Raw genomic sequence first — 24333 nt, 5'->3', positions numbered from 1 at the left:
GAGAAGAGCCATGGTCATTGGTAAAAACCTCAAAAACATTAATGAAGAAAACAACTTCTTCTATCTAACCTTAGCGCTAGTGATTTTGTTGTTAGGAAGTGCGATGGCACAAGTCGTAGGTGAAGGGACGATTGAACACATACTTCAGGCTTTCACGGTTCTGACGTTTATCGTCTGTTTTGCGAGCCTTCGCTTTGACAAAACCTGGTCTCGTTTCCTCTACAGCCTGTTTGGTGTTTGGGTTCTTGTGATTGTGATCAAGACCGTTTTCGACATCAGAGAGATGAATGTGGTGATGCTTGCCCTTACCTTTGCGTTCTTTTTCGGCACTTTTAAATCCATCGCAAGACAGATTCTTTTCACCGGCCATGTCAACAGCAACAAAGTCATTGGCTCGGTCGCGCTTTTCTTGCTGCTTGGTCTGATGTGGGCGATTGCCTACCTCATTCTGCTTGAGTTTTCGCCTGAAGCCTTTACCGGTATGGAAGCGATTTCTTGGGGGCAGAACTTCTCCAATGCAGCGTATTTCAGTTTCGTTACCTTAACCACGCTCGGTTATGGCGACATTAGTCCTCTAACACCACTGGCTCAAGTCGTGGTGTATTTAGAGGCCATCACAGGTGTTTTTTATATGGCGATTGTTGTTTCAAGTCTCGTCAGTTCTAACATTGATCATCAGGTAAACAAAAATGGATAAACAATCGGTAAAAATCGACAGTAAGCTTTTCATCAGTAATATGGTGGAATCGGCAATACGCATTGGCTTGATCTTTGTCTTGCTGATGTTTACGTACGACATCATCAAACCCTTCATCCTTCCGGTTATTTGGGGCGCTATTATAGCCGTCGCTTTAATGCCGCTTACCCAAAAATTGCAGCGTGTATATGGTGGTCGCAGAGGTCTGGCAGCCACAACCATTGCTTTACTTGGTATTGCCCTCCTTGTCACGCCACTTGTTATGGTATCAGGCTCCATTGTGGATGGTGCAACGCACGCGCTTGAAGTACTACAAAATGGACAAGTGAAAATACCAGGGCCAAAACCTTCCGTAGCGGATTGGCCTATCGTGGGTGATAAGCTCTACGAAGTGTGGACCCTATTCGCTACTAATCTTGAGCAAGCGATTCAAACCTTTATGCCACAAATAAAGGCAGGACTCACATCTTTACTGGGTACACTTGGGGGCGTATTGGGAAGTTTACTGCTTTCAATCTTGTCACTTGCGATTGCAGCAGGTTTCATGACGTACTCTGAATCTGCAGCATCAGGCCTAAGAACCATCGCGATTCGAACCGCTGGTGAAAACGCAAAAAGCTGGACCACGCTTATCGCTGCGACAATTAAAAGCGTACTGCTTGGCGTAGTCGGTGTAGCGGCGATTCAAGCACTGTTGATCGGTGCTGGTTTCTTCGTATTTGGCGTTCCCGCAGCAGGTTTACTCACACTGCTTCTAATGATCTTGTGTATCGCTCAGCTCCCGGCGTTGCTCGCTGTGCTACCTGTGATTGGCTTCATGTACATGACCCAAGACACCTCAACAGCAACCATGTTTACTGTTTGGGTCGTAGTTGCTGCTCTTTCTGAAAACCTGTTCAAACCAATGTTAATGGGACGTGGCGTCGACGTGCCAATGCCTGTGATTCTGCTCGGTGCCATCGGTGGTATGCTTTTCTACGGCATCGTTGGTCTGTTCTTAGGTGCCGTTATCCTAGCAATTTGGTATGAGTTATTTGTTTGGTGGTTGAGCATTGAGAAAGCACAACAGCAAGAAGAAATGGCAGAACAACAAGACGCTTCTGATGACCAATCAGAACCTGGACACGGTGCTGGCATTTAATAAATCAATAAGTTAGAAAGAAATTTAATCCATAACTTATGATATCAAACCGCTGCATTTCAGCGGTTTGATTCTATTTGGATCACAGTTTCGTCGTAATAAATGCGATAAAAATGACGTTCTTGTTAAATTTTCATACTTATTACACTTGGGAGTTGCAATCGGGCAATGAACGATGCACTCTCGATGACCACTAATTTGCTTAGGATAAAAACAATGAAATTGATCAAGCCTTTAACTTGTGCGCTTGCTCTCGCAATGAGTGGCATGGCATTCGCAGATGTAACCGTGAGTGTTCCTGACAACGTTTCAGTATTAGCGGCTAACGGTGAAAAAGCAGATCTTTCGGGTGGTTTTTTCGCCTCTGAAAGAACACTGACGTTACCTGATGGCCTTAACCAAGTCGTATTTCGTTTCGCCCCTTACTTCAACCAAGGTAATGACCGTTTAAGTGTTGAAAGCGATGTTATCGTTACACGATTTGACGCGACCAATGCCGAACTCACTCTACAAATGCCAGAATACCGCAACCTACGTGATGCGGAAGAGAAGATCAAAGACTTAGATTGGAAACTGGTTGATGATTCTGGCAACGCAATCGCGGTTGACCAAGACAAGTTGCTCAAACCGGGTATGCAAATCGGTCGTGATTACGTACGTGAAATCGAAGATTATAACCAAGCTGGCGGTGCAGCAGCCGTGGCTTTTGCTGGCGCAGCAACCATGCAGCCAGTCACGCTTCCTGCAAAGGTTCCTGCGGATATGAAGCAAGTGAGAGCAACTGCGGTTAAAGCGGATTCGACAGCTGAAGAGATGCTGCACTTCTGGTACCAAAAAGCAGACGCAGAAACCAAAGCTCGCTTTAAGAAATATGTTAATCAACAGTAAATCTGGTTAACTTTATCGATATTAAAAAAGCCACTTCACGTGGCTTTTTTGATCAAAAATTAGGAAGCTTGGACAACTTTAGTATTGGCGATCAAGTCATGCAACAATCGTCGCTCCGGATGAAAGAACAACAATGCCAAATTTACCAACGGGATCCCCGGAATGAGCATCTCCAGCAAGTAGCTAATAACAAGCCTTAACCCTGCTGTAACTTTCGTTGCCTTACTATCATTTTTCATTACAACTTTAATACCAATCATGCGCATACCAATGGTTTGCCCATGACTCAATGCATTCCAGTTGATCATTAAAACCGTTGGTAAAGAAAGCAAGTAAAACGCCTGAGTTTCACGAACAAGCGTGAGGTTATCTGCTAAAGAGAGCTGAAAGTCGTTAAGAAAAGAGTTAATACTCAATGCAATTATTAACACGACCACCATCGTAAAGAGCAGGTCGATAAAACCAGCAATGATTCTCTGTTGCTTGCTCGCGATAAAAGCATACATGGACTTCAGTCACCTCAATGTAATTGGTTAAGCGAGAATGACTGAGTGTACAGACGCGCAATGGTGAGCGCAGTTTAGGTATTGCCAACATAATATTCAACTAAGAACATACTAAATCGCGGTCGTATCTCAAAAGTAATCATTACATCTTGAGCATAACCGTATCAATTTAACAAAACGCTACCAGTAACGTTCGTAAATGATATTTCCCCCAGTTTGATGGCGATACTTTTCCAAGCCTAGCTCTTGTAAAACGGGCACGGTATCTTTGATCATTTGTGGATTCCCACACATCATGACAAAGCTACGCTGAGCTGAGAATGGCGCATCAGCGGCGTTGGACAGTAAACCCGATTCGATGAGTTCAGGAATTCGGCCTTGTAATTTACCATCAACCACTTCCCTGCTGACTATCGGTATATACTTTAATCTGCCTTCATATCGTTGCTGAAGCTGTTCAATTAGGTATTTATAAACCAGATCTTTTTCGAAACGAACGGCATGAACCAGCACAATGCGCTCATTGTGAGGCGGTAAGTTTATATCATCCAGCAGCGACAAAAACGGTCCAATCCCCGTACCTGTAGATAGCAGCCACAGGTCATGAGCCTGTTTAGGAATAGAATCATGGATTAAATCGCCATGTGCGGTGGTACCGACATAAATGCTATCACCAGATTTAAGCTTTTGGAGCCGTGGAGAAAGTTGTCCTTGAGGGTCGGCTACTATTAGAAACTCCAACCAATCGAATTGCTCGCTTGGCGCATTAACCACAGAGTAAGCGCGGCTGATCGGCTTACCTTCATCATCAAGCAAAGCAAGCTTGGTGAATTGGCCAGCTTTAAAGGAAAGAGGCGCGCCAGATATTCTCAAACTGAACAGCTCACCTGTCCAATCGATGCGTTTCTCAACTCTTGCGAGGTTGAAACCTTTGAGTTCAATCATGAGACACCTCCTATCTGGTTACTCTTAGTTAAACTTACGCCTTCAACTCGATTATGTAAAGTTTCTGGTTTACATAATCAAACCACTATTTCATTTCACATTTTAAAAACAATTTTATTACATATTAAATGATTACATCTAGAATAAATGCTCAAAGTGATAAGTCGCGTCGCAATTTGTGGCAAAGCAGATGAAAAAGGAGCAATAGAAATGGACACACTGTTAAAGGACTTTCCCGTTATCACAGAGATAAAAGTCGCATGGGGTGAAATGGATGCTCTGCAACACGTTAATAACGTGGTCTATTTTCGCTACTTCGAGACCGCACGTTTAGATTACTTCAACAAAATTAACCTGCTGGTCGACCTGCAGACCTCGCAAATTGGGCCAGTACTGAGCGAGACTCAATGCCGCTACAAATTGCCTGTTACTTACCCAGACACGCTATTAGTCGGTTCTCGCGTAATCGACATGCAAGAAGATCGCATCACGATGGAGTACCAAGTGCTGAGTAAGAAGTGGGGTAAAATTGCGACCATCGCGACCGCCACTGGTGTGATGTTTGATTTTAAGAACAACGTAAAAGCGGCGATTCCAGACCACGTTCGCCAGTCGATTTTAGATTTGGAAGGAACTGTGGGTAGCACGCATCATTTAGAGTAGCAAGAAATGAGAGATTAAAGGCGAGGTTCCCGACAGCGATTCTTCATCGCTGTCGGGAATAACGTATGGCTAATCTTCCAACCTACGCGATAAGAGAACTAGCGTCATTCTAATGAGCCTAAGTGAATCATTCGAAACCTCGCTAAACGTAACAGCAGCGCGACTCTTCCAGCCTACGCGATAAGAAAAGCTGCGTCATTCTAGCGAGCCATAGCGAGACTAAAAATCTACTTACCGCTTGCTGCAGACCATAGTGCCATGAATAAACTCAATACAATCTGAGGGTAGATTCTGAATCACGCTCGTTCCTCGCTGTTCAGAATGACGGTTCGAGATTGGCTCTGAGCTCTACAAAACCATCTAAAAAAGCGATTCCAGATAAACCTATGTGACCATCCGGAATCTCGCTTTAGACGCATCAGCAGAGCGACTCTTTCAGCCTACGCGATAAGAAAAGCTGCGTCATTCTAGCGAGCCATAGCGAGACTAAGAATCTACTTACCGCTGCTGTAGGCCCATAGAGCTATGAATAGACTCAATACAAGCCTGAGGGTAGATTCTGAATCACGCTTTAAACGTAACAGCAGAGCGACTCTTCTAGCCTACGCGATAAGAAAAGCTACGTCATTCTAACGAGACTAAGAATCTACTTGCCGCTTGCTGCAGACCATAGAGCGGTTAGCAGAACGTCTCGATGTACAGCGCTTCGACTTTGTCCCGCGCCCATTGCGTTTTGCGCAGGAACTTCAGCGACGATTTGATTGAAGGATCTTTCTTGAAACAGTTCACACGAACGCGCTCATACATGCCATTCCAACCAAAGTGTTCAACTAGTCGGGTGACGATTTTCTCTAAACTCAACCCGTGAAGTGGGTTATTCGGCTGCTGTTGGCTCATGCTATTGATCCGGTAAAGTGAAGTTGCGCGCTAATCTAACTCAAACTCGCCGTGCAACCTAATGTTTTAACCTTGAATTGGCCTACGACTCTCCCCTATAGTAGCCCAAACTTCTTAAAAGCCCTTTTCATTATGAAAGCCCTCAACGACCTCAATATTTTTGTCGAAACCGCGCGCCAAGGCAGCTTTTCAAAAGCCGCTAACAGTATGGACATGACACCTGCCGCCATTAGCGCATCGATTAAGCGTCTTGAAGGGCAAATCGGTTTCCCGTTGTTTGTGCGTTCCACCCGAAGCCTGCGTTTAACCTCAGAGGGCGAACTGTTTTTAGACAAAACCACGCAAGCGTTGGCAACATTGCAAGAGGGGTTGGATCAGATCTCAAGTGCGCGCGGGGAGTTGTCTGGTCAGCTGCACATTACTGCACCCTCCGATTTTGGTCGCAATATGTTGCTCGATTGGGTGGATGAGTTCATCGATCTCTACCCAAATGTTTCCATTAAACTAGAGCTGTCCGATAGCTTGACGGATATGTATACCAAGCCTGTCGATATTGCGATTCGCTACGGCGAACCGGCCGACTCCAATCTGGTCGTATTGGCATTGTGTGGGTCAAACGAACGGATATTATGTGCATCGCCAGAGTACGTAGCTACACATCCAGAACTCACCTCTCCTGCCGATTTAACGCAACACAATTGCTTGTGCTACATGGTCGCGGATTCGGTCTACAACAAATGGACGCTCACGCGTGGCAGCGAGAAAGAACAAATCGTGGTCAGCGGTAACTTGTTGAGCAACGATAGTGACTTGCCACACCGGTTAGCGATCAAAGGCAAAGGCATTGCGAATAAATCATTGATGGACATTAGCCGAGACTTAATCGAGGGAAGATTGGTGCGAGTGTTACCAGAGTGGGATTGCGGCCCAGTGCCGCTCTACATGGTATGTGCCGATCGTCGATTATTGACGCCAACGATTCGGACTTTCCGCGACTTTATCCAACAAAAATGCTGCCAGCAACGCGCCAACGTGCTGGCAACCTTCTGTCATTAGGCGATAAATCGAAGAGGACGAATCTGGGTATATTCAACCCAATCATTCTCTTCCAATGTTTCAAGAAACGTCGCCATATGCGGGCTTTGCAAATGCTTATCCAAGGCCTCTTGCGATGCCCAGATTTCTTGGAACATAAATAGGCCATCAACTTTTTCGTCGAGATACAACTCGTATTGGCAACAGCCTTCTTCTTTACGAGTTGGCTCTAGTAAACCAGCAAGCAAATTCACCACCTGATCCTTACTATCTGGATAGGCTTTCACTTCTGCGACTAAGTGGATCATCGTTTTATCACTCTTTTGCGATTTATATATTGATTACGGGGTTCTACGTCACCTGTAAGTAAGCTCGAATTAGATCTCGGTGAATACGGTTTCTGCGTCCCAGCGAGACTTTGGCGTTTTCGCGTTGAAGTCATCTTCCGCGTGGTAGCCAAGCGGCACGATCACAACACTGGTATAACCTTTTTCACGCAAGCCAAATTCTTCATCCAGCACTTTTGGATCAAACCCTTCAATTGGTACTGCATCGATTTCTAACGTCGAAGCACCCAACAGCAACGTACCCACGTTGAGGTAAACTTGTTTCTCCATCCAATGGTTTGCATCTTTCAAATCAAAACGGTGCATGTTCACAAAGTAGCTACGACCACCGCGCACAGCCGCTTTCGCTTCTTCAGTTGGGAATCGACCATCTTTTTCTTCTTGCACCATTAGCGCTTCAATGTAGTCGTTATCAATGCCTGTTTTTGCACAAAACACCAATACGTGAGAAGCGTTGAGAATCTTCGCCGCGTTAAACGCGTAATTCTCTTGCGCCGCTTTAGCGATGCGCTGCTTGCCTTCTTCTGTGCTTGCCAGAATGAAATGCCAAGGCTGGGAGTTCACACTCGATGGACTAAAACGAATCAGCTCTTTAACTGCGTCGATTTTTTCTTGAGGTAGCTTGCGCGTTGGGTCAAACACTTTCGTTGAGTAACGAGATTTTGCAGCTTGTACGATATCCATGAGGTTCTCCAATTAATGAATTTAAGCTGTGTAACAGCATAACCTCATGAGATAAAGGGAAAAACCGATTTCGATTAAAAACATTTTCAAAATAAATTTGAAAATAAAACGATAAGAAAGGCTTTGAGCGTTCTCACTGAACTTCTTCATCTTTTCAGCAATAATGCATGTTTGCTCGCAACCAAACTCAACTCATGCTGCCTCAAGATAACGTTATTACATCCTTTCTGTGCAAAAAGCTCGGTCACAATCACCTTCGAATTGCCGGCGAATATTGGCACATTGAGAAGTTGGTGGCCTTGCAATGCATGATGTTGAAAGAAGCGCCTAACCTCCAAGAAGGGCTGCTTTGGTGGAGCAAAAGTGTCTCATTATTCGACCGCCGTTTGTACGTCACATTGCAACATGGTGATGCCCAAATCCATCTGCAAGTAGAATGCAGAACAGCCGATATGCCAAATTGGGCGGAGTCGGTGTTTGGCTTGCTCAAAATGCAGTTGGAGACGCTTGAGCTAAGCGAATCAATACAAGTACAAGTTCACGCCAACAATCCACTCACGGCCGATATTTTTCTAAAGGAAACGCGAGATTCTAAAACGAGTTCAAGCGTGTTTGAACTGGTGAAACATGTTTATTTGCTACTTTCTCACCAGCCAATTGAACAACCCGAATTGCTGAGTGTTTTGAACGCCTTGTTCATCAAAAACAGCAATTACGCGCTCAAGTTAGAGCAAGCGGCAAGGCAACTGGGCGTCTCCAAACGCACCTTGCAACGTCGACTGCAAGAGAAGCAAATGAGCTACTCTCAATGCGTTGATTTCGCTAAAAGAAAGCAAGCACTCACTTTGCTTGCCGACACCCAACTCACAACGCAGCAAATCGCCTATCAACTTGGTTATGAAGAACCTTCGAACTTTCACCGCACTTTTCGTCGTTGGTATCCGTTTTCACCCATGCAATATCGCCAGCAGTGCTTAGATAACCGCACTCATCTCAACAACCAACCCATCCGCTTGTACTACGCCAAAGCGAATACTTTAGCCGATAACGACATTGACCAACCCGTCGGTAAAATCTGGATGGAAGTGGATAATATTGCGTTTGAGAAAGTGGTCTCGGTAGAATGCCGTGACCGTGATGGCGCATGGCGGCGCTACCCCGCTTTCTTCGAGCGTTTTTTAAGTCATGGCACCGAACTATGGGCAACGACCGAACTTCCGGTAGCGCACCCCCTTACCTTTCGCCTTTGTTATGAAGTCGATGGGGAACGTTACATTGAGAATAACCACCAGCGTGACTATGTGGTCTCCAAGGGGCTTTTAATTGGCGCAACGGAATACATTGTCCCGACAAGACAACTTATCCAACTCGGCACTCAGTACACCTTGTTTGTGGAACTCGCGTGTAGATTAAAAGACGTAGCGAAGATCGATTGCTACGTGGGTGACGCGCCAGCTCTGCACGCAATGAGCCAAACTCAGAATGCAGAAGATTACACATGCTGGGCGCTACAACTTCCCCTCACCCAAACGGCTAAACAGTGTCGATTCCGACTCTATGATCATTCTGGTAATGAGTTAGCCAAAGACCATTACCCGATTCAATACCCAATTGTGCAACCACTCAGTTAAATATGTAGCACAGTTCAAATTCAGCACTTCGTGACATCATTTCACGTCTCTTTTGGCGTGAAATGACACTCTCAATTTCAAACCTTTGATTTATCGTTTCCGCATTGCTGCACAACGGAGACAAAAACCGTGTTTGAAACCTTACCTAACCCTATGAATAAAATAAAAATACTCCCTATAGCGATCGCCCTAGCTCTTTCTGGCTGTGGTAGCGATGAAACTACGCCAACCGATACAGGAAGCCACGTGGCATCTCCTGATTGGCAAGATCAAATCATTTACTTCCTGATGATCGACCGTTTTAACGACGGCGACAGCGCTCTTAATGATCAAGGGCAAAACGAATTCGATCCGACTTCGGATAAAAAGTTCAGCGGCGGCGACCTCGTTGGCGTGAGTGATAAGTTAAGCTACATCGAAACTCTCGGTGCCACATCGATCTGGATTACTCCGCCAGTGGCAAACCAATGGTGGGATGCAGAACAAAACTATGGTGGCTACCACGGTTACTGGGCGCGTGACTTCCAAAAAGTGGATGAGCACTTTGGTGACATGGAAAGCTACCAAGCGTTAGCGCGAGAAGTGCACGCTCGTAACATGTTCTTGATTCAAGACATCGTGACCAACCACGTAGGTAACTTCTTCACTTACGATGACCCATACAATTACGATCCTAGCCTACCTTGCCAAGGTTTCCGTTTGATTGAAAATGCGCTACCAGCAGGACAAGAACTGCCTTACCCGCTCAACAAGAATGAGTGTAAAGAAGATGGCACAGGCAGCTACCACTGGACGCCAAGCATCACCGACCACAACGATCCGGTACAAGAAAAAACCTGGCAGCTCTCTGATTTGGATGACCTTAATACGTCCGATCCTGAAGTACGCGCTTATCTAAAAGAGAGCTACCGAAAATGGATTCGCGAAGTCGGCGTCGACGGATTCCGTATCGATACGGTGAAGTTTGTTGAGCACGATTTCTGGAACGACTTCCTGCACGCCGACGATGGTGTGATGACTCAAGCGGTTGATACTGGTCGCGATAACTTCCTGACCTTTGGTGAAGTCTTCGAAACATCTACGCCTTACAACACAGAAGGCGAAGAGAAGATGCTGACTTACATCGGCGAAAGCGGCTCGCCGGAGCAGTTAACCTCGGTACTGAACTTCCCATTGCAAGCGACCATGACGCGCGTATTTGCAGCAGGGCAACCGACCGATTACTTACGCTTCCGTCTTGAGAAAATGATGGAGATGTTCCCAAATCCATACATCATGCCGAACTTCATTGATAACCACGATATGCCGCGTTTTCTATCGCAAGGCAGTGTCAACGATATGAAGCAAGCTCTGATCACCATGATGAGCGTACCCGGTATTCCTGTGATTTACCAAGGTACAGAGCAAGCGATGCCAGCAGCGCGCGATGCGATGTTTGCTGGCGGTTACCGTGAAGACGGCGACTACGTAGATTCATTCGACCAAAACAGCGAGATGTACTTGTTCATCCAAGAGCTTGCTAAGTTACGTACCGAAAACAAAGTCATGACACGCGGCGAAATGAAAGTCATTGGCAGCGATAAAGCTGGTGCAGGTGTGTTCGCCTTTACCCGCACTTTGGATAACGACGAAGTCTTAGTGGTAATGAACACATCTAACTCTCCAATGTTGATGAACCAACTCGATGTAGAACAAGTTGGTGGCACCGTCTTCAAACAACAAATCATGTCGAACTGGGTAGACGCTCCAGAGCAGTTAATCGCAGATGAAAACGGTCACGTAACCCTTGAGCTACCAGCCAAATCTGCCGTGATTTACTCAAAAACTAACGATACCCAATCGGTAGATACCCCAGACCTCAACATACAACTGGCGCAGGATTGGGAAGGAAAAACCATCACTGGTGATATTGTTATCGCGGGTAGTGCGAACGCCAACGAGAAGTTGAACCTTGTCGTCGATGGTAACTTAGAAACAGCGCAAGCCATTACTGCAGGCGCTGATGGTCAGTTTAGTGTCACGCTGTCGACTCGTCACTTTGCAATTGGCGAACAACAACACCGCTTCGCGATTTATTCTACTGAGAAAAAAGCTGGCATTGAAGATGTTAACTTTGTGTCGGACTTAAGCTGGTCAAACACGCCAGACGACACTATTGATGACGCGGGTGATGCGCAAGATGGCATGGGCGGTCCTAACGGTAACTATTCGCTACCAACGGATCCAACATTCGATAAAAACAATAGCCAACTCGCAATCAACAAAGCTGAGGTATTTACCGTTGGCAGTAACGTACGTTTGACCTTCACTATGGACAACATCACCGACACTTGGTTGCCACCAAACGGCTTCGACCACGTAGGTTTCACCATCTTTATTGATTTACCTGAAGAAGCCGCAACTAACTTGTCTGAGCTACCGAAGATCAACGCTTCTATGCCAAGCGGAACCTGGAGTCGTAATGCGGTTGTTTTTGGCTGGCAAAGCTCGATTTACAACACCAAAGGAGCAAATGCGACGACATGGGGAGAAGCGGTCACGCCAGCACCAACAGTGACAGTAGACAAAGCCAATAACACTATTTCGATGGACTTTGCGAGTGACGCGCTGGGTCGACCTGATTCACTGGATGGCATTCGATTCTATGTGACGACTTGGGACTTAGACGGCCTTTCGGCAACTTACCGTCCGCTAGAACAAAACAAAGGCCCTTGGAACTTCTCCGGTGGCGCATCGGATGAAAGTAAGATTTGGGACGATTTACCAATCATCACCTTGTCGGAATAAACCGTTAAATAAAACACCGCCCAGCGTTTAGCTGGGCGGCCATCAACAAAAAAATGCAGAAAGACACTTCTGCTCGTTTTTATTCTAGTTAAAGAACGATTTCACCCACAGCACCAGACTGTCCCAAAGCTGAGCGAACCACGAGCCCTCTTCTACCGCTTGGCTGCTGACCAAGGGATAACTCGCCACGGTACTGTCATCGCTTTTCCAAACGACCTTACCAATCTCATCCCCTTGCGCGATCGGCGCAATCAACGGTTCATTTAACACCACACTCTTATCAAGCCCAGCCGTCATTGAACGAGGTAGAGTGAGATAGGCATCTTTAGCGAAGATCGCTTCAACTTGATTAGCATTTCCCTTCCAAACGCGAACTTTAGACTCAACTTCCCCCTGTTTAGCAACTTGCTTGGTGTCATAAAAGCGAAAACCATAGCTGAGTAGATTCTTCGATTGGCTGATCCTAGCCTGTTTACTTGGCGTACCCATCACCACCGAGATAAGGCGCATTCTTCCTTCTTTGGCCGAGCTCACCAAGCTGTATCCGGCATTGCTGGTGTAGCCGGTTTTGCCCCCGTCGACATCAATGGAATTATCCCATAACAACTTATTGCGGTTGTACTGCGTAATGTCGTTCCATTTGAAGACTTTCTCGCTGTATAGCGCATACACATCAGGAACATCGCTGATGATCGACTGCATGAGTTTTGCCATATCGGTTGGTGAGGTTTGGATGCCATCACTATCAAGACCATGGGAGTTCACAAAATAGGTGTCTTGCAGTCCTAATTTCTCCGCCCAACCATTCATCAAGGCAACAAAGCCGCGTTCACTGCCTGCAACATGCTCAGCCAGTGCAACGCACGCGTCATTTCCTGATTGGATGATCACGCCGCGCATTAAGTTCGCAACACTAATTTCATCTTTCGGTTTGATGAACATTTTAGAAGAACCGGGAAACTTGGCCGACCACGCGTTTTCGCTCACGGTGACAACATCATCCCATTTCAAACGCCCCGCTTTGATTTCTTGTCCAACTACATAAGCGGTCATCAACTTGGTTAAACTCGCCGGAGCAAGGCCTGCTCGCCCGTTATACTCGGCAATAATGGCACCGGATTGAAAGTCCATTAATACGTAGCCTTTTGCCTGTAACTGAGGTGGGTTGGGCGTAACAACGGCAAAAGTAGGTACGCTTATTAAACAAGTCACTATTGTCCATCTAGCCAGTGACACTTTCATCCGACTTCCTCCATGCTCTTACTTTGTCGCAACTCTATTGAGCATAGCTCACTCAACCAGTTGCACCAGTCGCTAATCGTTTCATTTTCTTAAACTTACATTGATTTGACCAAGGTATAGAACTGAAGAGGCAATTGGGAAATAGCGTTGGTTCTTCGCGCCATTCGCAGTAAAGTAGCGCTACCCCTCAATAAGGAAATAAAGATAACAATGAACGCTCAATCATTTATCGACGCAGGATTGCATTACACTCCCCACAGTTTTACCGTTCCTCTGGATTACCAAGACGCAAGCAAAGGCACCATTGAAGTCTTCGCCCGTTCGGTTTGCCTAGTTGGCGATGAAGAATCGACCAAACCTTGGTTGGTTTACTTTCAGGGCGGGCCTGGCTTTCCCTCTCCACGTCAAAACGGCAATAGTGGCTGGGTAAAACGCGCGCTGCAAGAGTACCGAGTTTTGCTTCTCGACCAGCGCGGTACGGGCAACAGCAGCGTAATTAATCATCAGACGCTTGCTCACCTCACGCCAGAGCAACAAGCAGACTACTTGAGCCACTTCCGAGCGGATAACATCGTGCGCGACGCGGAATACATTCGTGAGCAATTTGTCGTCGAAAAATGGGCGATCTTAGGTCAAAGCTTTGGTGGGTTTTGCTCCCTCACCTATTTGTCTTTGTTCCCAGACAGCTTGCTACAAAGCTACATCACAGGTGGCGTGCCATCAGTCTCGCGTCATGCCGACGATGTGTATGAAGCCACCTTCAAACGCACCATAGAGAAAAACCAAGCGTTCTTCCAACAATTTCCAAGTGCGCAACAACTTTGCCAAAACATTGCGAATCATTTGCTGGAAAATGAAGAGTACCTACCAAATGGTCAACGCTTCACGGTGGAGCAATTTCAACAAATCGGCATCAACTTTGGTGTGAGTGATACTTTCTTGCCAACTTACTATTGGCTAGAAAGTGCGTTGATTGAAGTGAACGGCAAACCACAACTTCGCTATGAGTTCTTGAACGATATGTTGGCGCAGCAAAACTTCCAAACCAACCCGATCTACGCCATTTTGCATGAATCGATTTACTGCCGAGGCTTTGCGTCGAATTGGAGTGCGCACCGTGTTCGCCAAACCCGAACAGAGTTTAATTATGAACCTGGCCAGCCGTTTTACTTTACGGGGGAAATGGTCTTCCCATGGATGTTCGACCAATACGTTAACCTCAAGCCACTAAAAGACGCCGCAGAAATATTGGCAGCGAAAGAAGATTGGACTGCGCTGTACGATCAAACACAACTGGCTCAGAACAAAGTGCCTGTCAGTTGCGCCGTTTACGCCGATGATATGTTTGTTGAAATGGATATCAGCCGAGAGACGCTCGCGTTAATACCAAACTCAAAAGCGTGGATCACCAATGAGTACGAGCACAACGGTTTACGTGCCGACGGTGAACGTATTCTCGACAGGCTCATTGCCATGGGCAAACAGACCGCAGCTACGTTGAAATAAGCACGGCAGACGTTAGAAAAACGCCTTTTCAGTATGTGGTGAAAAGGCGTTTTATAGCGGTTTATGAACAATGGCGATCAGTCATTCACTCTTTGTCCCCAAACCTTTATCCCTCACCACCTCATGTATAAAACTGCGATATGTCCTTTCCTTGTCAATGACTCCGGTGATTATTTGGTGCTTCTTGCGCCTAACTTTTTTGAAGGGCCTAAAACAGAATAACAGCATAAATTTAAGCCAAAAGTATCGGCTCCAACCTACCTAACTCACTATAATTAATGCTTATAATTTGAACACATAGCGGCTTCACCTGCGGACATGCTCCCCCTATCAAAGACCGCCAGGCCCCGCCTACTCATAATATCCGTATAATTTGTCCGTATTTCCGACTAGTTTAGTCAGGTATACTTCGTGCCGCTAAAATTTTAAGGTCGTTGACCACCTGTATTTTTAAAGGAAACCTCATGAGTCAGTATGTAGTTTGTGCGCTGTACAAGTTTGTTGAGCTGAATAACTATCGAGAGCTACGCGAGCCATTACTTGCGTTGATGGAAAAACACCATATTCGCGGAACATTACTACTGGCAAGTGAAGGTATCAACGGTACTGTTGCATCTGATCGTGCAGGTATTGATACGCTACTGGAGTGGCTAAACAACGAACCTCGTTTGACTGGCACCGTATACAAAGAGTCGTATTCTGAGACCCAGCCATTCAATCGCACCAAAGTGAAATTGAAAAAAGAGATCGTAACATTAGGTGTTGAAGGTATAGACCCTCGCCACGTAGTGGGTACTTACGTGAAACCTCAAGAGTGGAACGATCTTATTGCTGATCCTGAAGTGTTTGTTGTCGATACACGTAATGATTACGAAATCGAGATCGGGACATTCAAAGGCGCTGTAAACCCAAATACTGAAACCTTTCGTGAATTCCCAGACTATGTAAAAGAAAACATGGACCCGGCAAAACACAAGAAAGTTGCGATGTTCTGTACCGGTGGTATCCGCTGCGAAAAATCAACGGCTTACATGAAAGAACAGGGCTTTGATGAGGTCTACCACCTAGAAGGCGGCATTCTTAAATATCTTGAAGAAGTTCCTCAAGAAGAGAGCATGTGGGAAGGCGATTGTTACGTATTTGACGGGCGTGTTGCCGTGAACCACCAGCTAGAAAAAGCAGATTATGATTTATGCAACGCTTGTCGTCTACCGATAACTGAAGAAGACAAACAGTCAGAATTGTTCGAGCAAGGCGTGAGCTGTCCAAAATGTCACGGCACACACTCAGAAGAACAAATTGCTCGATTCCGCGAGCGTGAAAAACAAATTGTTCTTGCAGAGCAGCGAGGCGAGCAGCATGTTGGTGGTGAAAGTGCCAAGCAAAGAGAAGCTCGACGTGCCGCTAAGTACGCGCAAAAAGAAGCGCAGCGTAAACAAGACTAAGCCCAACTCTCCTTATATTTAGCGAGCTGCCGTAAGGTGGCTCGCTTTTACTACGCACCAATACTCTTTCAATACAATTTTGTATCCCTCACCAATACCTCTAGTTGATTGTCTCTTTTGCCTTCGGGTAGCCCCACCATTTCATCATAAGCACTTTGATGCACTAGAACCTGCTTGTTTGCTTTGATATTCCTGCACTTCTTTTGCATCTCGATCAGGGAATGAGCCCTCAAAAAGATACCGTTGTCATCAGTGATAAATTGCGCTTCTCCATCAATCACGACAGATGCCTGGTACAATGCGAAATCAAGCGAATGAATGACCAATTTGTCTACATAGAAGTATTTTTGTAACTTACTCAATGGTATTGCCATGTGTCACCTCCCTAAAAGTTACCTCTACGTTTTGTGGAATAAAACCGATCATTGGATGAGATTTCTTCGGTTTACTTGCGTACAACATCGGAAACAAAGAGGATTCCGATGCAAACAATCAATGTCGTGTGGTTAAAACGAGATTTAAGGCTGACTGACCATCAACCACTAACTCAAGCATTATCAACAAAGCACCCAACTGTGCTTTTATATATTGTTGAACCATTGCTATTGAACAACCCACACTATTCTGAGCGCCACTGGCGATTTGTTTGGCAATCACTGCAAGACATGGATGAGACGCTCAAAGCGTATGGGCATCGAATCACGGTGCTGTATGACGATGCCTTAGCATGTTTCCAATCAATTCAAGCGCAATATCAAATCAACGCTGTTTTTTCTCACCAAGAAATAGGACTCAACTGCACCTTTGAGCGCGACAAACAAGTTGCCGCTTGGCTGTATGAGCAGAACATCGACTGGTTTGAGTTCGAACACGGTGCTGTTATCAGAGGTGCAAAAAACCGGCAAGGTTGGGACAAACATTGGGACTCTGTCATGAGAGCCTCAATAAACCCTATTGAGCTCCAAACCGACTTATTGCATTCATTGGATGCAGAAACTCTCGGCTGTTCGTTTTCGCCACCACCATCCTGGCTATCAAAATGCAAAGGAATGCAAACGGGAGGAAGCCGGCTCGCTTGGAAAACACTAGAGGACTTTTTTCATCGTCGAGGTCGTGATTACTATCGAAGCATTTCTAGTCCCACAGCCTCACGCACAGCCTGTACTCGACTTTCTCCATATCTCGCTTGGGGTAACATATCCTTGCGTGAAGTTTATCAATACCTTTTGAAACACTGGAAAGTCGCTGGGTTTCGTCGCAGCTTAATTGCATTGTCTTCACGGCTTCATTGGCACTGTCACTTCATCCAAAAATTCGAATCGGAATACGACATGGAGTTTTACTGCGTTAATCGGGCTTACGAACCATTGATTAAACAAAGTAGTACTTTCGATGAAGAAAAGTTAGCAGCATGGAAATCCGGGCATACTGGCGTACCTTTGATTGATGCCTGCATGCGCTGTTTGCACCACACTGGTTACATTAACTTTCGCATGCGTGCCATGCTGGTTAGCTTTCTTACTCACCACATGAACATGGATTGGCGAGTAGGTGTAACGCATTTAGCGCAACTGTTTCTCGACTTTGAGCCTGGAATTCATTACCCACAATTCCAAATGCAAGCAGGAGTAACCGGGACTAACACAATCCGTATTTATAATCCGATCAAGCAAGCCCAAGAACATGATCCTAACGGTACGTTCATCTACAAGTGGGTGCCTGAGTTACAAATGGTTCCTCCCCCTCTTTTATTCGAGCCCTGGACAATGACCCAGATGGAAGCTGTCATGTATCAGTTGCAGCCAGATAGCCGTTACCTTGCACCTATTATCGCACCAGACAACACAGCTAAGGCAGCAAGAGAGCGCTTATGGGCGTGGCGGAAACGAGCCGATGTGAAACAAGAAGGCAGACGAATTCTTGCGCGACATGTTAGGCCCTCAAAAGAAAGTAGGACGCGATGATCATCTTTCAATCACGATGCGTACAAATGCAAACACACTCCAGGGAACCCGTTGTACCCTCAACTAGTAAGGAACACACTGTGTTCAAACGTATCTTAGTTATCGCGGCTACACTGATGGCGACATTATCTTTTATGCTTCCCGTTCAGGCTCATGAGCATGGCATGATGAAAGCCGATATTGTCGACGTTGCCGCTGAAAATGGCTCTTTCAATACGCTTGTTGCTGCGGTGAAAGCAGCGGGCCTGGTTGACACTCTCAAAGGGGAAGGCCCATTTACTGTTTTTGCACCAACGGATGACGCTTTTGCAAAACTGCCAGACGGCACAGTCGACATGCTCTTAATGCCGGAAAACAAAGACAAGTTAGTATCTGTTTTGACTTATCACGTCGTCCCAGGGAAAGTGATGGCTGCCGATGTTGTTAAGCTAGACAAAGCGACTACGGTTCAGGGGCAAGATGTGATGATTAAAACCATGGGCGATAAAGTCATGGTTAACGATGCAAATGTCATTGCAACCGATGTGAAAGCTAAAAACGGTGTCATTCACGTGATTGATACTGTCATCATGCCGAAATAACACCATTCAAAGGGCGGTACACTCCGCCCTTTAGACAGAACTTCTTCCACCCTTAGCACGATTCCTCTCCACTTATCCCCAACAAACCTCCACCCATTCACCGTGACTATAAAAAAGATAAAAACAAAATTAAAATCAATGCCTTGCAAGACGACACTGCACAATATTGACGAGGTTAAGATATCGTTATCTTTCAATTTGAGAACAGGATTCCATGTCAGTGACGTTTACTTTTCCACATGTAAATTCTTAAGCTAAATTTTGGCTGCTCAATCACATTTCGGCAAACCATTCGAAAGGGTGGGACGCAAAGCTTCCGGTCTGTCTGCATTTAAAAATCTAAAAGAATGCTCATGATAGCGGGGTTACCATGACGCAGTGTTACAGAAGTCCAATTTCTGTAGCGTTGCTTTATGCTCAGCATGCGCCGGGGTGTGACACTAGTTTGTCAGCCATAACAGAGGACATGTGATGAAATCATTTCCAACCAAATCCGTACTCGCGTTAGCACTTGCAAGCATTAGCTCAGGTGCTGCGGCTCACGGTTATGTATCAGAAACCAATGGTGGTGTCGCTGCAAGTCGCTCGGCACTATGTAAGTATCCAACGCCAGATACTAACGAAAAAAATAATAACTGCGGTGCGATTCAATATGAACCGCAAAGCGTTGAAGGCCCTGATGGCTTTCCCGAAACAGGGCCTCGCGATGGTAAAATAGCGAGTGCCGAAACCGCTTTAGCAGCTGCCCTTGATGAGCAAACTGCCGACCGTTGGGTAAAACGCACTATTCAAGCAGGTACACAAACTTTTGAATGGACATTTACCGCTAACCACGTGACGCGCGACTGGAAATATTACATCACCAAGCCTGATTGGAACCCAAACGCTTCACTATCACGAGACTCTTTTGATCTAACTCCTTTCTGTGTCGTCGACGGCAATATGGTTCAACCCCCGAAACAGGTAAGCCATCAATGTAATGTGCCTACTCGCGAGGGATACCATGTCATCCTGGCAGTATGGGATGTTGGCGACACTGCAGCCTCATTTTATAACGTGATCGATGTGAAATTTGATGGTGACAGTCCCGTAATTCCAGATTGGAAGCAAGGCGGTCAAATTATTCCTACAATGGATTTAAATATTGGGGATTCGGTTTATACGCGCGTATTTGATCAAGCAGGTGAAAACGTGGCGTATAGAACTGAACTAGAAATTACCGATGCAGCAATGGGCCAAGCGAAAAACTGGTCTTACGCACTCGCGACTAAGCTAAACCAAGAACAAGCAAAACTGCAAGCCGGGCAGTATGCAGAGGATAAATTCACTCCTGTTTATGGTACTAATCCGGTGTATCTGCAAGCAAATAGCGGCCTTGAGCGAGTAGAGATCGGTTATAACATTGAAACTCCTGTTCCAGAATACTCACTCACAGTAGATGGCTTAGCAGACGAGTATATCATTGAGTCAACACCGACAACGTTGGATCTGACACTAACTGCTGAAGGCGATTTAAATGCAGAACTCACCGTTTACAATCACCATCGCGAACCACTTGCAAGTTGGGCAAACGAAATGAAAGACGGCTCGGTAGAGGCGATATCGCTCGCTTTAAGTAAATCGGAGCCGGGTCACCATATGCTCGTAACACGTATTAAGGATAAAGATGGCAACTTGGTGGATCAGCAAACACTCGACTTTCACTTAAAAGAAGAGTCAGTTACTCCACCACCATCTGATGAGTACGATTTTGTCTTCCCTGAAGGACTATCTAGCTACACGGCGGGCACAAAAGTGCTTGCCAGCGACGGGGGCATTTATCAATGTAAACCTTTCCCATATTCTGGTTACTGTATGCAGTGGAAAGAAAGCGCAAATCATTACGAGCCTGGAATAGGTTCACACTGGGAGATGGCTTGGGATAAAGTCAACTAAATCACCCTTTGAACGTTACGCAAAAGAGCCTCACTATGAGGCTCTTTTATAATCAAATGCAAAAATGACAATTTTCCCGGTCTAAACCATGAACACCAGATAAACTAGTGAGATGCGCTCGCCCCTCAATCAGTCCCATTTCATACCCTTCTAGTAAAACGGATTGTCGCATTGATAAGCGCTGAACATGAAAATTATCTGGTGGGGCAATCACCCTAACATGTGTTCCTGGTGGAGGGTTACGAATAAACTCTAATGATTGATTATAGTTATCTGCACGTCTTAACATCGCATCCGCCATTTTGGGGTGCTCCGCAAAAAGTTTCTTCATCAGCCATGTGGTCTTAACTGGCTTTTTGGCATAATTCAGTGGGTGAGAGAGTACTACGGTTATGTCGCGAGCCCCTCGACGATAAGCCTCACGCACTGGGATAGAATCAGCGACCCCACCATCGGTATAACAACCGCCAGAAAAACAAGGGGTATGCTTGTAGGCAATCGGTAATGCTGTTGTCGCTTCAATCGCATGGTGAAAATTATCACGTGTCACGCGGTAATAATCTGCCTGCCCTGTATCTACATTTGTTGTCGCTGCGAGAAAAGGAACGCCATTAAACAGTTTATTTTCATCGACGGGATACAAGCGATTAGATTCTTCAAACAGCCACTTCACATCGATGAGGTCCCCACCTTTAACGAAGCGAGTTGGGTCAAAAAAGCGTTTGCTTGTGGCCAGCTTAGTAATGACGTTAATACTGCGATGCGGGTAGTCGGTCAAATACCCAATCAAATTTGATGCACCAGCAGATACACCGATTGCAAAATCAAACGGTTTATAACTCTGCTCTAAAAACGCATCTAACACTCCGCTTGCGAAGACGCCTCGCATCGCGCCACCTTCTACTACAATTGCTTTTGTTGCCATATTTCCCCCATTCTCCTTGCCAAAAGAGTAATGAAATTCGTGCAATCACAACAATTGAATATTCTTATTATTGAAATAGGTGAAGTCTATTTATTTCTCTCTTAGAAAATGAAAACTAAAGTTCAAAAAATCCGTACCCGTTAGAAATGTAATTGCGGGCTTAACCAAGGTGGCAAGGTCTAAGAGAAATCTAGGAGAAAACCGTTTTATAGGCTTCGCCCGCGCCATCAATGAACATTTGAGTACCAATAACCGCTAGAATTAAGCCCATCATTTTAGTCACAACATTTAGAGCACTTGGTCCAACCGCTTTGACCAATTTGTCTCCAAATAAAAACAGTACATAGGTGATCACACAAAGGACAGCGAAAGAAACGATAGTAATAATGGTTTGATCGAAACCACCCGCTGTCGCAAAGTTCATCGCGGTAGCAATCGTTCCAGGCCCAGCTAATATTGGCATCGCCAGTGGAGACACTGCAATACTCAATGCCGCCCGTTGCTGAGCTGGTGAATACGCCTTCTCTTTGGTTTTCTGATGCGTCGAATCACCTTGAAGCATGTTAAAACCTATCAAAAACACCAAAATACCGCCTGTTATTCGCAATGCATAAAGCGTGATACCAAACAAATCAAAAATTAACTTACCGGCAATAGAAAATATCGCGATGATAATAAATGCAATAAAAACCGAGCGAAGCGCAATGGAACGGATGGTTTCTTTATCTTCATCAGCAGTTAAACTCAAAAAGATGGGAATATTGGCGATAGGGTTCATGATGGCAAAGAAGCCCATAAACACCGTAACTGTATGAACAATGAGTTCTTTCATATTTTCCACTGCATTTAAATTATTGATTCTAAAAACAGTATATACGCTCTCAAACAGAACGAGTGGTGTATTCTCGATTCGCCTTCACACTTATGCGCCAAGCATTGTTTTTCTTTTGAGATAGTTTACCGACTCATCAAATGTCGCTAAGGTGAGTCTTCAGCCTTTACACGTAACAGGGGATGTTAAGTCACCATGAACAGCACGATTCAAACAATTCTCAATCACCGCTCAATTCGAAAATTCACCTCACAACCGATTGAGAGCGAACAATTAGATGCCATTCTTCAAGCCGGCCTTGCGGCGTCCTCATCAAGCATGTTGCAAGTCGTTTCAATTATCCGCGTGACCGACAAAGAAAAACGTACGCTATTAGCTCAATATGCCGGAAATCAAGGGTACGTTGAAAGCGCGGCTGAGTTTTTGGTGTTTTGTATTGATTACCAGCGCCACGCCAGTATCAACCCAGATGTTCAAGCTGATTTTACCGAGTTAACGCTAATAGGCGCTGTAGACTCGGGCATCATGGCACAAAATTGCTTGCTTGCGGCGGAGTCGATGGGACTAGGAGGTGTGTATATTGGTGGTTTACGAAACAATGCCCAAAAAGTAGACGAATTATTAGGTTTACCTAAAAATACCGCCATTTTATTTGGTATGTGTCTTGGTCATCCAGATCAAGCCCCTGAAGTAAAACCTCGCCTACCTAAGCATGTCGTGGTGCATGAAAATCAGTATCAAGACCTAAACTTGGATGATATTCAGACGTATGACCAAACTATGCGAAACTACTATGCAAACCGTTCGAGCAATCAAAAACAGAGTACTTGGTCGCAAGAAGTCACCAGTAAACTGGCTGGCGAATCACGTCCTCATATCCTTCCGTATTTGAATGGGAAGGGGCTAGCGAAGAAGTGACCATGTCGAAAGACAACAAAACAAAAAAGAGATCCGAATCACACTTTTGATAATCCTATTTAATACAACGAGATAATTAGTCGGTAGATTTTCTTGGTTGTATTTTAGAAAGAAAACACTACATATAGAGCTAATAAACAAAATTTGAGCTAATTGAACAAGTTTTTTATCCGAAATATGAAATCTTGTAAGTGAAAACATAAAAATACGATATTTATCTGGACACTTGCTGCATTATTGTCTATTGCTCTAATCATTGAAATTCATTAGAGTTCATGCCTCCAGATGCAATCAATCCCTTATTGAGCACTTTATAAATAGAAGAAGGTGGTGCTTATAAGGTTATGTTGTGAAGTCTTTTCTGGAAAAGAATGTTGCTACCAGCAACTCGCTCTTTACGTCAGATGAATGAAAAAACATGAATTTCAAACATAAAAAGCTAGCTAGTTTAGTGCTCTCCTCAGTACTTCTTTCTGGATGTACTGTACCCGGTAGTCACCTTTCCACAGATGGAAAAAACTTCGTCGAAGACAGCAATGTTAGTCGCACTTCTGATTTCAATGTTTTTCCACTTACACTTGATAAAGTATCTCAACTTAAAAGTTTGGGGATAGAAGCCAAATCCAACCCTGAACTAGATCGCCAACTTAGCGCTTATGAGTATGAGGTTGGCCCTGGAGATATACTACCGAGATTCCGCAGCCAATTTAGGAATAAACTGCTTCATACAGAACACCAAGAAGCTTAAGCAGCCGAGTCTGATG

22 protein-coding genes, 1 pseudogene and 1 riboswitch are annotated in these 24333 nt (G+C 45.2%); of the genes and pseudogenes, 14 read left to right on the top strand and 9 right to left on the bottom strand.

Annotated elements, in window-relative coordinates:
- The first annotated feature begins 10 nt into the window (after positions 1-10).
- From R7Z77_RS17270 to R7Z77_RS17260, 3 genes are all read left to right on the top strand, one after another.
- Entirely contained in the window at positions 11-697 is a 687-nt protein-coding gene (locus tag R7Z77_RS17270) for a potassium channel family protein (RefSeq protein ID WP_017634413.1), read from the top strand.
- Positions 690-1838 (top strand): AI-2E family transporter, encoded by a 1149-nt coding sequence (locus R7Z77_RS17265; RefSeq protein ID WP_005386936.1) that lies wholly within the window; start codon positions 690-692, stop codon positions 1836-1838. The genes R7Z77_RS17270 and R7Z77_RS17265 overlap by 8 nt, the downstream gene beginning before the upstream one ends.
- Positions 1839-2054: 216 nt before the next feature.
- Positions 2055-2726 carry a DUF2057 domain-containing protein gene (locus R7Z77_RS17260; protein ID WP_017634411.1) on the top strand — a complete coding sequence of 224 codons (672 nt, stop codon included), beginning with the start codon at positions 2055-2057 and terminating at the stop codon, positions 2724-2726.
- A 59-nt stretch (positions 2727-2785) separates the two neighbouring features.
- Here R7Z77_RS17260 and R7Z77_RS17255 read toward each other — a convergent pair whose 3' ends face one another.
- Together R7Z77_RS17255 and R7Z77_RS17250 are read right to left on the bottom strand one after the other, a co-directional pair.
- Positions 2786-3232 (bottom strand): RDD family protein, encoded by a 447-nt coding sequence (locus tag R7Z77_RS17255; protein ID WP_047102393.1) that lies wholly within the window; start codon positions 3230-3232, stop codon positions 2786-2788.
- A gap of 180 nt (positions 3233-3412) precedes the next feature.
- The gene (locus R7Z77_RS17250) at positions 3413-4177 is read right to left on the bottom strand and encodes a ferredoxin--NADP reductase (RefSeq protein WP_017820554.1); all 765 of its coding nucleotides are present in this window, start codon (positions 4175-4177) and stop codon (positions 3413-3415) included.
- Positions 4178-4387: 210 nt separating this feature from the next.
- On the opposite strand from R7Z77_RS17250, the gene R7Z77_RS17245 reads away from it, so the two are divergent.
- Positions 4388-4840 carry an acyl-CoA thioesterase gene (locus tag R7Z77_RS17245; protein WP_005374933.1) on the top strand — a complete coding sequence of 151 codons (453 nt, stop codon included), beginning with the start codon at positions 4388-4390 and terminating at the stop codon, positions 4838-4840.
- Positions 4841-5518: 678 nt separating this feature from the next.
- Here R7Z77_RS17245 and R7Z77_RS17240 read toward each other — a convergent pair.
- Entirely contained in the window at positions 5519-5737 is a 219-nt protein-coding gene (locus tag R7Z77_RS17240; RefSeq protein ID WP_005374929.1) for a VF530 family DNA-binding protein, read from the bottom strand.
- A 132-nt stretch (positions 5738-5869) separates the two neighbouring features.
- On the opposite strand from R7Z77_RS17240, the gene R7Z77_RS17235 reads away from it, so the two are divergent.
- Positions 5870-6793 (top strand): LysR family transcriptional regulator, encoded by a 924-nt coding sequence (locus tag R7Z77_RS17235; protein ID WP_025768616.1) that lies wholly within the window; start codon positions 5870-5872, stop codon positions 6791-6793.
- Here the strand turns inward: R7Z77_RS17235 and R7Z77_RS17230 are convergent.
- Positions 6790-7080: a putative quinol monooxygenase gene (locus tag R7Z77_RS17230; RefSeq protein WP_005374925.1), complete on the bottom strand. Its 291-nt coding sequence runs from the start codon at positions 7078-7080 to the stop codon at positions 6790-6792. The two genes, R7Z77_RS17235 and R7Z77_RS17230, sit on opposite strands and share 4 nt — an antisense overlap.
- Positions 7081-7149: 69 nt before the next feature.
- Positions 7150-7803 (bottom strand): oxygen-insensitive NAD(P)H-dependent nitroreductase NfsB, encoded by a 654-nt coding sequence (locus tag R7Z77_RS17225; RefSeq protein ID WP_005374924.1) that lies wholly within the window; start codon positions 7801-7803, stop codon positions 7150-7152.
- A gap of 167 nt (positions 7804-7970) precedes the next feature.
- On the opposite strand from R7Z77_RS17225, the gene R7Z77_RS17220 reads away from it, so the two are divergent.
- Both R7Z77_RS17220 and R7Z77_RS17215 read left to right on the top strand, forming a co-directional pair.
- Positions 7971-9434, top strand: coding sequence for a helix-turn-helix domain-containing protein (locus R7Z77_RS17220; protein WP_186585076.1), 1464 nt, complete (start codon positions 7971-7973; stop codon positions 9432-9434).
- A 129-nt stretch (positions 9435-9563) separates the two neighbouring features.
- Positions 9564-12221, top strand: a complete 2658-nt coding sequence (locus R7Z77_RS17215) for an alpha-amylase family glycosyl hydrolase (protein WP_213967493.1) — start codon at positions 9564-9566, stop codon at positions 12219-12221.
- A gap of 84 nt (positions 12222-12305) precedes the next feature.
- On the opposite strand, the gene R7Z77_RS17210 is transcribed toward R7Z77_RS17215, so the two are convergent.
- Positions 12306-13463, bottom strand: a complete 1158-nt coding sequence (locus tag R7Z77_RS17210) for a D-alanyl-D-alanine carboxypeptidase family protein (protein ID WP_213967494.1) — start codon at positions 13461-13463, stop codon at positions 12306-12308.
- Positions 13464-13673: 210 nt separating this feature from the next.
- Here R7Z77_RS17210 and R7Z77_RS17205 point away from each other — a divergent pair, with 210 nt between their 5' ends.
- Positions 13674-14969, top strand: a complete 1296-nt coding sequence (locus R7Z77_RS17205) for an alpha/beta fold hydrolase (RefSeq protein WP_213967495.1) — start codon at positions 13674-13676, stop codon at positions 14967-14969.
- Between the two features lie 464 nt (positions 14970-15433).
- Positions 15434-16414, top strand: coding sequence for a rhodanese-related sulfurtransferase (locus tag R7Z77_RS17200; RefSeq protein ID WP_054574886.1), 981 nt, complete (start codon positions 15434-15436; stop codon positions 16412-16414).
- Between the two features lie 68 nt (positions 16415-16482).
- Here R7Z77_RS17200 and R7Z77_RS17195 read toward each other — a convergent pair whose 3' ends face one another.
- A complete protein-coding gene (locus R7Z77_RS17195; protein WP_213967496.1) occupies positions 16483-16788 on the bottom strand; it encodes a DUF6482 family protein in 306 nt (101 codons plus the stop codon).
- Positions 16789-16896: 108 nt separating this feature from the next.
- Between R7Z77_RS17195 and R7Z77_RS17190 the strand changes: the two genes are divergently transcribed.
- From R7Z77_RS17190 to gbpA, 3 genes are all read left to right on the top strand, one after another.
- The gene (locus R7Z77_RS17190; protein WP_213967497.1) at positions 16897-18378 is read left to right on the top strand and encodes a cryptochrome/deoxyribodipyrimidine photo-lyase family protein; all 1482 of its coding nucleotides are present in this window, start codon (positions 16897-16899) and stop codon (positions 18376-18378) included.
- Positions 18379-18458: 80 nt separating this feature from the next.
- A complete protein-coding gene (locus tag R7Z77_RS17185) occupies positions 18459-18959 on the top strand; it encodes a fasciclin domain-containing protein (RefSeq protein WP_005374896.1) in 501 nt (166 codons plus the stop codon).
- A 272-nt stretch (positions 18960-19231) separates the two neighbouring features.
- Positions 19232-19332, top strand: a riboswitch (cyclic di-GMP riboswitch).
- A 98-nt stretch (positions 19333-19430) separates the two neighbouring features.
- Positions 19431-20894, top strand: a complete 1464-nt coding sequence (gbpA, locus tag R7Z77_RS17180; protein ID WP_064369594.1) for an N-acetylglucosamine-binding protein GbpA — start codon at positions 19431-19433, stop codon at positions 20892-20894.
- Between the two features lie 52 nt (positions 20895-20946).
- On the opposite strand, the gene R7Z77_RS17175 is transcribed toward gbpA, so the two are convergent.
- Complete coding sequence (locus R7Z77_RS17175; protein ID WP_213907546.1) at positions 20947-21819, bottom strand: patatin family protein; 873 nt, start codon at positions 21817-21819, stop codon at positions 20947-20949.
- A 190-nt stretch (positions 21820-22009) separates the two neighbouring features.
- Entirely contained in the window at positions 22010-22651 is a 642-nt protein-coding gene (locus R7Z77_RS17170) for a MarC family protein (RefSeq protein WP_005374889.1), read from the bottom strand.
- Between the two features lie 195 nt (positions 22652-22846).
- Here R7Z77_RS17170 and nfsA point away from each other — a divergent pair, with 195 nt between their 5' ends.
- The gene (gene nfsA / locus R7Z77_RS17165) at positions 22847-23569 is read left to right on the top strand and encodes an oxygen-insensitive NADPH nitroreductase (RefSeq protein WP_213967498.1); all 723 of its coding nucleotides are present in this window, start codon (positions 22847-22849) and stop codon (positions 23567-23569) included.
- 418 nt (positions 23570-23987) lie between these two features.
- Positions 23988-24257: pseudogene (locus R7Z77_RS17160) on the top strand (sugar transporter); the annotation flags it as partial.
- Positions 24258-24333 lie beyond the last annotated feature (76 nt).

The sequence above is a fragment of the Vibrio sp. 1401 genome (assembly GCF_033340295.1).
The sequence above is the reverse complement of the archived record's forward strand: the minus strand, read 5'-3'. Positions and strand labels throughout refer to the sequence as shown.

Excerpts from the sequence above, each read along its gene's own strand:
- R7Z77_RS17190 (WP_213967497.1), top strand. The coding sequence starts at position 16,897 with ATGCAAACAATCAATGTCGTGTGGTTAAAACGAGATTTAAGGCTGACT.
- R7Z77_RS17230 (WP_005374925.1), bottom strand. The coding sequence starts at position 7,080 with ATGATCCACTTAGTCGCAGAAGTGAAAGCCTATCCAGATAGTAAGGAT.
- R7Z77_RS17255 (WP_047102393.1), bottom strand. The coding sequence starts at position 3,232 with ATGTATGCTTTTATCGCGAGCAAGCAACAGAGAATCATTGCTGGTTTT.
- R7Z77_RS17250 (WP_017820554.1), bottom strand. The coding sequence starts at position 4,177 with ATGATTGAACTCAAAGGTTTCAACCTCGCAAGAGTTGAGAAACGCATC.
- R7Z77_RS17175 (WP_213907546.1), bottom strand. The coding sequence starts at position 21,819 with ATGGCAACAAAAGCAATTGTAGTAGAAGGTGGCGCGATGCGAGGCGTC.
- R7Z77_RS17260 (WP_017634411.1), top strand. The coding sequence starts at position 2,055 with ATGAAATTGATCAAGCCTTTAACTTGTGCGCTTGCTCTCGCAATGAGT.
- nfsA (WP_213967498.1), top strand. The coding sequence starts at position 22,847 with ATGAACAGCACGATTCAAACAATTCTCAATCACCGCTCAATTCGAAAA.
- R7Z77_RS17245 (WP_005374933.1), top strand. The coding sequence starts at position 4,388 with ATGGACACACTGTTAAAGGACTTTCCCGTTATCACAGAGATAAAAGTC.
- R7Z77_RS17210 (WP_213967494.1), bottom strand. The coding sequence starts at position 13,463 with ATGAAAGTGTCACTGGCTAGATGGACAATAGTGACTTGTTTAATAAGC.
- R7Z77_RS17200 (WP_054574886.1), top strand. The coding sequence starts at position 15,434 with ATGAGTCAGTATGTAGTTTGTGCGCTGTACAAGTTTGTTGAGCTGAAT.
- R7Z77_RS17205 (WP_213967495.1), top strand. The coding sequence starts at position 13,674 with ATGAACGCTCAATCATTTATCGACGCAGGATTGCATTACACTCCCCAC.
- R7Z77_RS17265 (WP_005386936.1), top strand. The coding sequence starts at position 690 with ATGGATAAACAATCGGTAAAAATCGACAGTAAGCTTTTCATCAGTAAT.
- R7Z77_RS17225 (WP_005374924.1), bottom strand. The coding sequence starts at position 7,803 with ATGGATATCGTACAAGCTGCAAAATCTCGTTACTCAACGAAAGTGTTT.
- R7Z77_RS17270 (WP_017634413.1), top strand. The coding sequence starts at position 11 with ATGGTCATTGGTAAAAACCTCAAAAACATTAATGAAGAAAACAACTTC.
- gbpA (WP_064369594.1), top strand. The coding sequence starts at position 19,431 with ATGAAATCATTTCCAACCAAATCCGTACTCGCGTTAGCACTTGCAAGC.
- R7Z77_RS17235 (WP_025768616.1), top strand. The coding sequence starts at position 5,870 with ATGAAAGCCCTCAACGACCTCAATATTTTTGTCGAAACCGCGCGCCAA.
- R7Z77_RS17195 (WP_213967496.1), bottom strand. The coding sequence starts at position 16,788 with ATGGCAATACCATTGAGTAAGTTACAAAAATACTTCTATGTAGACAAA.
- R7Z77_RS17240 (WP_005374929.1), bottom strand. The coding sequence starts at position 5,737 with ATGAGCCAACAGCAGCCGAATAACCCACTTCACGGGTTGAGTTTAGAG.
- R7Z77_RS17220 (WP_186585076.1), top strand. The coding sequence starts at position 7,971 with ATGTTTGCTCGCAACCAAACTCAACTCATGCTGCCTCAAGATAACGTT.
- R7Z77_RS17170 (WP_005374889.1), bottom strand. The coding sequence starts at position 22,651 with ATGAAAGAACTCATTGTTCATACAGTTACGGTGTTTATGGGCTTCTTT.